The sequence below is a fragment of the Lysobacter sp. CA199 genome, assembly GCF_052078715.1.
Lineage (GTDB): Bacteria > Pseudomonadota > Gammaproteobacteria > Xanthomonadales > Xanthomonadaceae > Lysobacter.
The window spans coordinates 20,581-28,376 of the sequence record NZ_JBQJIL010000024.1; the positions used below are offsets into that span (position 1 = coordinate 20,581).

Genomic DNA, 7,796 nt, shown 5'->3' on the forward strand with positions numbered 1-7,796 from the left:
CCAGCGGCCTCAGCGGGCGCTCAGGCGGCCTGCCATTCGTACACATCGATCCGCGACGAACCCGTGAGGTGCAGCGGGTCGCCGAACGCCAGCACCCGCGCCTCGTCCAAGTCGCTGGCGCGCAGCACGTAGGCGCCGCCGCTTTTGTCGGAAAAGCCGCCGGCCAGCTCCAGCCGGCCCTGCTCGCGCAGGGCGTCGAGGAATTCGCGATGCGGCCCGATCTGATCGGTATCGAACTGCGGCAGGCGCATGGCCATGACCAGGTAACGATTCATAAGTCCCGTTTGCCTGCTCAAGCCAAGGGCGCGTCGCTGAGATAGGTATAACCGGTCAGACCGGTTTCCAGGGCCTCGTTCAAACGCTGCGCCTCGTCGGCCGGCAGATCCGCCGCGGCGACCTTGCCGCGATACGACGCGCGCAGATCCTCGAGCTTGTAGCCCACGTAATCGAGCATGACGTCGGTGGTATCGCCGCGGCGCTGCTGCGCCAGGCGATAACCGTCGCCGTCGACCCGCACTTCCACCGCGTCGGTGTCGCCGAAAAGATTGTGGATGTCGCCGAGAATTTCCTGGTACGCACCGACCAGGAAGAAACCCAGCCGGTAGCTCTCGCCGGGCTTGAGCGCGTGCAGCGGCAGCGAGCTGTCCAGGCCCTCGGTTTCCACGTAGGTGTCGATCTTGCCGTCCGAATCGCAGGTCAGATCGGCGATCACGCCGCGCCGGTCCGGCACTTCGTTCAAGCGCTCGATCGGCGCGATCGGGAACACCTGATCGATCGCCCACACGTCCGGCATCGACTCGAACACGCTGAAGTTGACGAAGTACTTGTCGACCAGGCGCTCGTTGAGTTCGTCGAGCAAATCGCGATGGCTCTTCTCGCCCACGTCCAGGCGTGCGCGCACCGCGTGGGCGATGGCGTAGAACAGATCGTCGATGCGCGCGCGCTGGGTCAGATCGATCTGGCCCAGCGCGTACAGCGACAGACCTTCGCCGTGGTGGTGCTGGGCTTCGTGGAACAGCTCTACCGCCGGACGCAGGTCGAGCTCGTCGTGGATCTCGCGCAGATGGCGGATCACCGCCGGCTCGTCCTCGTGCAAGGGCGGCACGCGGCCTTCCGGCGCTTCCTCGATTTCCGAAACGTTGGCGACCAGCACCGCGTGGTGCGCGGTCATCGCGCGGCCGCATTCGGTGACGATGCGCGGCGGGGTCAGGCCGTATTCCTGGCACGCTTCCGCCAGAGGTTGAACAATATTCGACGCGTACTGGTTGACGCCGTAATTGATCGAGCAATAGCTGCGCGAACGGGTGCCTTCGTAATCGATGCCCAGGCCGCCGCCGACGTCCATGTAGCGCACGTTGGCGCCGAGCTTGGACAGTTCGACGAAGTAGCGCGTGGCCTCGCGCATGCCGTTGGCGATGTCGCGCACGTTGGATATCTGCGAGCCCATGTGGAAATGCAGCAGGCCCAGGCAGTCCTGCAGGCCGTTGTCGCGCAACTGCTTCCACAGGTCCAGCACCTGGCGCGGGCTCAGGCCGAACTTGGCCTTGTCGCCGCCGCTGTTCTGCCACTTGCCCGCGCCCAGCGAGGCCAGCCGCATGCGCACGCCCAGGCCCGGCTTGACGCCCAGCGCCTTGGCTTCCTCGAACACCAACTGCAGCTCGGACGGCTTCTCGACGACGATGTAGGTTTCCATGCCGAGCTTGCGCCCGATCAAGGCCAGGCGGATGTACTCGCGGTCCTTGTAGCCGTTGCAGACGATCAACCCGCCCGGCCGGCTCAGGGCCAGCACCGCCATCAATTCAGGTTTGCTGCCCGCTTCCAGGCCGAAGCCCTCGCCGGCGTGCGAAGCCAAGGTGCCGGCCACGCCCTGGTGCTGATTGACCTTGATCGGATAGACCGCGGTGTAGCCGCCGGGGTAATCCCAGTCCTGCATGGCCTGGGCGAACGCGCTCTGCAGCTTGCCCAGGCGGTCGCCGAGGATGTCCGGGAAACGCACCAGCATCGGCAGCTTGGCGCCGGCCGCGCGCGCGGCGTCGACCACCTCCGGCAGCGCCACGGTCGGCCCGCGCTCGCCGCGCGGCTTGACCACGATGCGGCCGGCGCCGTCGATATCGAAGTAGCCTTCGGACCAATGCGGGATCGAATAGGTCTTGCGGGCCTGATCGAGCGACCAGTCGGACATCGGCGCGTTTTCCGGAACAGTGTGGGGAAGGCGCATTCTACAGGCCGCGTTCGGCAGGGGGGCGCCGATCACCGGGGTTGATCGCGCGCCGCGCGCGGCTTTGCGGCCGGATCGGCAAAATCGCCCGCCGGAAGGCTGCCGCGCGACGTAGGTTCATATCGGTCCGCTACAATCCGCGCCCCAAGCCCGGCCCACGCCGGGTGCCGCCGGCCGGGCCCGCCCGCGCCCCAACCCCTGGCTGGCCGACCCAGCGATATCGTCTTTAGAGGAGCAAGCGCATGACTGTTGAAGCCAAGTGGCATTACGAGAACTTCGAGCCGACCGGCTCGTCCATCGGCTATCGCATCACCCGCAAGCTCGATGAGGTGCAATCGCCGTTCCAGAAGATCGAGATCTACGAGACGACCGACTGGGGCAACCTGATGCTGATCGACGGCGCGGTCATGCTGACCACGCGCGACAACTTCCTCTACCACGAGATGATGTCGCACCCGGCGCTGTTCACCCACGCCGCGCCCAAGAACGTGGTCATCATCGGCGGCGGCGACTGCGGCACGCTGCGCGAAGTGCTCAAGCACGACGGCGTGGTCGAGGCGGTGCAGTGCGACATCGACGAGCAAGTCACGCGCATGGCCGAGAAGTGGTTCCCGGAGCTGTGCGACCGCAATGACGATCCGCGCGCGCAGCTGTTGTTCGACGACGGCATCGCCTACATGGCCAATCGCCCAGCGAACAGCGTCGACATCGTCATCGTCGACTCGACCGACCCGGTCGGCCCGGCCGAAGGCCTGTTCAACAAGGCCTTCTACGAAAGCTGCTTCCGCGCTCTGCGCGAGGACGGCATCCTGGTCCAGCAGTCCGAATCGCCGCTGATGCTGCTCAAGCTGATCCAGGAAATGCGCGGCGAGATGGGCAAGGCCGGTTTCAAGACCTTCAAGACCCTGCCGTTCCCGCAGCCGTGCTACCCGACCGGCTGGTGGAGCTGCACGCTGGCGCGCAAGGCCGGCGGTTTCGAATTCCGCGAAGCCGACGCCAAGGCCAAGACCTTCGACAACAAGTACTACAACGCCGGCATCCACCACGGCGCGCTGTCAACGCCGGCGTTCGTGGCGCAGGCGCTGGGCGAGTAAATCGCCCGCGTCCGCCGCTCACGAGAAGCCCCGCAACTGCGGGGCTTTTTTATCGAAGTCCGACTGCAGGAGCGGCGCGAGCCGCGACCAACCGAAGCGACGCACGCAAGCGACATAACCGAAGGTACGAAACCACCAGGCGCGCATTCAACCGTGAGGCGATATCGCTTCGTCCACAGCGCGGTATTGAACCTCTTCGGTTAGTCGCGGCTCGCGCCGCTCCTACAGGGGGCTATCCGAACAGCTTCGCCGCACCGACGTTGAGCGCATAGCCGCCCACCGTCAGCACGCCGAACAACACCGCCGCCAGCACCATCGGCTTGGCGCCGGCCTGCTTGATCGCGCCGACGTGGGTACGCAGCCCCAGCGCGGCCATCGCCATCGCCAGCAGCACGGTGTCGATCTGGATGATCGCCGTCTTCCATGGCGCCGGCAGCAGATGCAGCGAATTGATCCCGCTGACCGCGACGAACAACAACGCGAACCACGGAATCACGATCTTCGACTTCGCTCCGCCCTCGCCCGCCGGCGCGCCCATGCGCGAAGACAGGATCAGCAGGAACGGCGCCAGCAGCATCACCCGCAGCATCTTCTCGATCACCGCCGCCGACGCGGCCGACTCGCCGATCGCGCGTCCTGCCACCACCACCTGGGCGACTTCGTGAATGGTCGAACCGGCGTACACGCCGTACGCGTGCTCGCTCATCCCCAAGTACGGATACAGCCACGGGTACACGAACATGCCGACCGTGCCGAACACCACCACGGTGGCGACCGCGACCGACACCTTGTGGACCTGGCCGCGCACCACCGGCTCGGTCGCCATCACCGCGGCCGCGCCGCAGATCGCGCTGCCGGCGCCGATCAGCATCGAGGTCTCACGGTCGAGCTTCAGCCATGAGGTACCCAGCCAGGTCGCCAGGCCGAACACGCCACTCACAACGACCACGTCGATCGCCAGGCCGGCGAACCCCACCCCGGCGATCTCCTGAAACGTCACCCGGAAGCCGTACAGCACGATGCCGGCGCGCAGCAGCGTGCTCTTGCAGAAGTCGACGCCGCTGCCGGCGGCGGGCGCGACCGAGGGAAACACCGTGTTGCCGATCGCGATGCCGAGCACGATGGCCAGGGTCAGCGCACTGAGCCCGAACGACTGCAGCGCCGGCAGCGAGGCCAGCCCCATCGCCACCGCGGCGATCGCCGCGGCCAACCCCAGGCCGTGCCAGAACCCGCGCTGCCGGTGGACGCCCTGGGGCGCGGCGGGAGCGGGGACGGCGGAAGCCGGCGAGATCGGGTTCAGGGCGGACACGGGGCAAGGACTCGGTGGCGGAATGGCGGCAAGGTAGGCCCGCGCATTCGGGGAGTCCAATACATATAATTCAACTATCCATGAGCTGGACTCATAGCATGAACCTGCACCTGCTGCGCGTATTCCTGACCGTAGTCGAGCAACAGGGGTTCTCGCGCGCGGCCGAGACCTTGTTCGTCAGCCAGTCGGCGGTGTCCAAGGCGGTGCGCGAGCTGGAACACCAGCTCGACCTGCCGCTGATCGAGCGCACCGGCAACGACGGCAAGGCGGTGCGCGACGGCGTGGGCGGCATCGCCCTGACCGAACACGGGCGCGCGGTGTTCGAACACGCGCGTGCGATCTTCGCCCTGGAGCGCATCGCCATCGAGGACGTGCGCGACCGGGTCGAGCTGCGCCAGGGCCGGCTGCGCATCGGCGCCAGCACGACCGTCGCCGCGTACTGGCTGCCGCAGCAGCTCGGCCCGTTCGTGCGCCGCCATCCGGCGCTGGCGACCGAGTTGATCGTCGGCAACACCGAGCAGATCAGCCGCGCGGTGATCGATTGCGCGGTCGACGTCGGCTTCGTCGAAGGTTCGGTCGACGACCCGCGCATCGACGCGAACCTGTGGCGCAGCGAGCCGCTGCGCTTGATCGCATCGGCCGACAACCCGCTCGGCGCGCGCCGGCGCGCGTCGATCGCCGAGTTGGGCCGGCAGACCTGGCTGCTGCGCGAGCACGGCTCGGGCACGCGTCAGGCGGCGCAATCGCTGTTCGCCGCGCGCGGCATCGAACCGGCGCGGGTGATCGAAATCGGCAGCAACGAAGCCATCGCGCGCGCGGTCGCTGCCGGCGCCGGCATCGCCCTGCTGCCGGCCACCGTGGTCGCCGACCTGATCACCATGCAGCGGGTGCGCCCGCTCGCGCTCAGCGACGAGGATGCACTGAGCCGTCCGCTGTACCGGCTGGAACTGGTCAACCGCCCGCGCGCGCCGGCGCTGCAGGCGTTCTTGGACGAAGACGAGTAAGCGCAGGCCGCGCCGTGTTTGAATCCTTGCCGGACCTCGGTCGGGGCTGAAGCACCCTCCCACAAAATGCTTCGTACTTGCGACAGGCCGCGCAGCCTGCGAGGTCTTTTGTGGGAGGGCGCTTCAGCCCCGACCGCGAACCAGCCGATTGCAGCGCAATCGGCACCTACGCGCAGATCCGACGCTAGCCATTCGGCACCGCAGACTACAGCGCGTCGCCGTCGATCTCGCCGGTACGGATCCGCACCGCGCGCTCCAGATCCCACACGAAGATCTTGCCGTCGCCGATCTTGCCGGTGCCGGCGGCCTTCATGATCGCTTCGACCACGGTGTCCACCTGATCGTCGGTCACCGCGACCTCCAGCTTGATCTTGGGCAGAAAGTCGACCACGTACTCGGCGCCGCGGTACAACTCGGTATGACCCTTCTGGCGACCGAAGCCCTTGACCTCGGTGGCGGTGATGCCGGCCACGCCGGCCTCGGCCAGCGCCTCGCGCACATCGTCGAGCTTGAACGGCTTGATCACCGCCATGACCATCTTCATTCGTCTGTCTCCGCACCGCCTGTCGATTCGCGCGCAGGATAGCGCGCCGCCGGTCCGCGACCTAGCCGGCGCCGACACGGCGGTCGCGCCGGACCAACCGTACCGAATCGGGTCGCATCGAATCCAGGCGGACCGCCGGTCGGACGGCGTTCACACCGCCTGCGCGGCCGGCGTTGGACGATCTTGCAACGCCGAATGAAGTACCGCGGCGCGCGCGGCCGAGAACGCTTGCGGGCTTCGGCGGCGCCGTGATGTAGTGACCGCGTCATCCACTTCGGACTTTTCCGACAGCGCGCCACGGCCCCAGCCGACGGTGTCGCACCGGTCCGGCGGTCAAGCTGACCCCAACACCGGAGGAGCTTTCTCTACATGATCGACCTGAACCATATCGACGACCTCGCCCGCCGCCTCAGCTCGCTGGTCCCGCCGGGCCTGCGCGAGGGCCGCGAGGAAATGCAGCAAAACTTCAAGTCCGTGCTGCAGACCGGACTGGCCAAGCTCGACCTGGTCACCCGCGAGGAGTTCGAAGTGCAACGCGCCGTGCTGCTGCGCACGCGCGAGAAACTGGACGAACTGCAACGCGCCGTCGCCGAGCTCGAAGCCCAGCTCGACGACGCCTCCACGCCCCAGCACTGAGTCGCCCGCCATGAACCTGGCGCTCGTGCACAGCCGTGCGCGATCGGGGGTCCATGCGCCCGCGGTCCGGGTCGAGGTGCACCTGAGCGGCGGTTTGCCGAGCATGTCCATCGTCGGCCTGCCCGAGGCGGCGGTGCGCGAAGCCAAGGATCGGGTGCGCGCGGCGATCCAATGCGCGCAGTTCGAATTCCCGCAGCGGCGCATCACCGTCAACTTGGCGCCGGCCGATCTGCCCAAGGACGGCGGCCGCTACGACCTGGCCATCGCGCTCGGCATCCTCGCCGCCAGCGGACAGATTCCGCTGGAACCGCTGGCCGACGGCGAATTCCTCGGCGAGCTCGGCCTGACCGGCGAGCTGCGCGCGATCGACGGTGTGTTGCCGGCCGCACTCGCCGCCGCGCAAGCCGGACGCCGCTTGATCGTGCCGGTGGGCAACGGCGCTGAAGCCGCGTTGTCGGGGCAAGTGGAAGCGCGCGTGGGACGCACCCTGCTCGAAGTCTGCGCGATGCTGTGCGGCCACAAACCATTGCCGCTGGCCGTCGCTCCGCCGCTGCTACGCGTGCCCGGTCCGGACATGCTCGACGTGCGCGGCCAGGCGCAGGCGCGGCGCGCGTTGGAAATCGCCGCGGCCGGCGGCCATCACCTGCTACTGATCGGCCCGCCCGGCTGCGGCAAGACCTTGCTGGCCTCGCGCCTGCCGGGACTGCTGCCCGAAGCGAGCGAGATCGAGGCACTGGAGACCGCGGCGATCGCCTCGGTCAGCCGCGCCGCGCATGCCCAGGGCCTGGATCCGGCGCGTTGGCGCGAGCGTCCGTTCCGCGCGCCGCACCACACCGCCAGCGCGGTCGCCCTGGTCGGCGGCGGCTGTCAATGCCATCTATAGGGGCGACACTCCACTTATAGAAGCGACTGCGATAGATTTGCGCTAGGTAAGGGCCAAGCCAGACTCTTTACATGGACTTTAAAGAGTTCCCGAAAGGGAATGACTTCT

Annotated in this window: 7 protein-coding genes and 1 pseudogene; 4 read left to right on the forward strand and 4 right to left on the reverse strand. The window is 67.6% G+C overall.

Going from position 1 to position 7,796, the window contains the following annotated elements:
- Positions 1–20: 20 nt before the first annotated feature.
- Both ACTOWJ_RS29030 and speA read right to left on the reverse strand, forming a co-directional pair.
- Positions 21–275, reverse strand: a complete 255-nt coding sequence (locus tag ACTOWJ_RS29030; protein WP_441338119.1) for a YciI family protein — start codon at positions 273–275, stop codon at positions 21–23.
- A gap of 17 nt (positions 276–292) precedes the next feature.
- On the reverse strand, positions 293–2,182 hold the full coding sequence (gene speA / locus ACTOWJ_RS29035) for an arginine decarboxylase (protein ID WP_441338120.1): 1,890 nt from the start codon (positions 2,180–2,182) through the stop codon (positions 293–295).
- Between the two features lie 278 nt (positions 2,183–2,460).
- On the opposite strand from speA, the gene speE reads away from it, so the two are divergent.
- Complete coding sequence (speE, locus tag ACTOWJ_RS29040; protein WP_441338121.1) at positions 2,461–3,312, forward strand: polyamine aminopropyltransferase; 852 nt, start codon at positions 2,461–2,463, stop codon at positions 3,310–3,312.
- A gap of 232 nt (positions 3,313–3,544) precedes the next feature.
- Here speE and ACTOWJ_RS29045 read toward each other — a convergent pair whose 3' ends face one another.
- The gene (locus ACTOWJ_RS29045; RefSeq protein ID WP_441338126.1) at positions 3,545–4,528 is read right to left on the reverse strand and encodes a YeiH family protein; all 984 of its coding nucleotides are present in this window, start codon (positions 4,526–4,528) and stop codon (positions 3,545–3,547) included.
- Between the two features lie 191 nt (positions 4,529–4,719).
- Between ACTOWJ_RS29045 and ACTOWJ_RS29050 the strand changes: the two genes are divergently transcribed.
- Complete coding sequence (locus ACTOWJ_RS29050) at positions 4,720–5,625, forward strand: LysR family transcriptional regulator (RefSeq protein ID WP_441338122.1); 906 nt, start codon at positions 4,720–4,722, stop codon at positions 5,623–5,625.
- Positions 5,626–5,830: 205 nt separating this feature from the next.
- Here the strand turns inward: ACTOWJ_RS29050 and ACTOWJ_RS29055 are convergent, their stop codons facing one another.
- Positions 5,831–6,169, reverse strand: coding sequence for a P-II family nitrogen regulator (locus ACTOWJ_RS29055; RefSeq protein ID WP_336093367.1), 339 nt, complete (start codon positions 6,167–6,169; stop codon positions 5,831–5,833).
- Positions 6,170–6,538: 369 nt separating this feature from the next.
- On the opposite strand from ACTOWJ_RS29055, the gene ubiK reads away from it, so the two are divergent.
- Complete coding sequence (ubiK, locus tag ACTOWJ_RS29060) at positions 6,539–6,805, forward strand: ubiquinone biosynthesis accessory factor UbiK (RefSeq protein WP_441338123.1); 267 nt, start codon at positions 6,539–6,541, stop codon at positions 6,803–6,805.
- 10 nt (positions 6,806–6,815) lie between these two features.
- Positions 6,816–7,670: pseudogene (locus tag ACTOWJ_RS29065) on the forward strand (YifB family Mg chelatase-like AAA ATPase); the annotation flags it as partial.
- Between the last annotated feature and the right edge of the window lie 126 nt (positions 7,671–7,796).

What these genes read in the sequence shown, in the direction of transcription:
- ACTOWJ_RS29030 (WP_441338119.1), bottom strand. Translation starts at nt 275, where the DNA reads ATGAATCGTTACCTGGTCATGGCCATGCGCCTGCCGCAGTTCGATACC.
- speA (WP_441338120.1), bottom strand. Translation starts at nt 2,182, where the DNA reads ATGTCCGACTGGTCGCTCGATCAGGCCCGCAAGACCTATTCGATCCCG.
- speE (WP_441338121.1), top strand. Translation starts at nt 2,461, where the DNA reads ATGACTGTTGAAGCCAAGTGGCATTACGAGAACTTCGAGCCGACCGGC.
- ACTOWJ_RS29050 (WP_441338122.1), top strand. Translation starts at nt 4,720, where the DNA reads ATGAACCTGCACCTGCTGCGCGTATTCCTGACCGTAGTCGAGCAACAG.
- ACTOWJ_RS29055 (WP_336093367.1), bottom strand. Translation starts at nt 6,169, where the DNA reads ATGAAGATGGTCATGGCGGTGATCAAGCCGTTCAAGCTCGACGATGTG.
- ubiK (WP_441338123.1), top strand. Translation starts at nt 6,539, where the DNA reads ATGATCGACCTGAACCATATCGACGACCTCGCCCGCCGCCTCAGCTCG.